Here is a 238-nt window from a genome sequence, read left to right on the forward strand (position 1 = left end):
CAAAATTTATAAGGATGACAATGATATTTTAACTGCTAAGATTAAAGTACTTGAGACAGAAGAAATTGTTGTATTGCCATATGAAGAATTGGTAAGTGAATATACTAAGTACAAACCTGGTACATTTAGGTTAATTAAATCTAGTATTGATGAGTATGGTATTGAAATGTTAAAGCTGGATGTAGATTATTATGCTGTTCAGAATATAAAAGATCAATATTTTTGGTTAGGAACAGAT

Annotated in this window: 1 protein-coding gene; it reads left to right on the forward strand. The window is 27.7% G+C overall.

All coding sequences use genetic code 11. From position 1 onward, the window contains the following. The coding region (locus tag AACQ14_RS24300) for a hypothetical protein (RefSeq protein WP_339366107.1) at positions 1–238 on the forward strand (238 nt) is incomplete at both ends.

The organism is Vallitalea maricola, assembly GCF_036985595.1.
Classification (GTDB): Bacteria; Bacillota; Clostridia; order Lachnospirales; family Vallitaleaceae; genus Vallitalea; species Vallitalea maricola.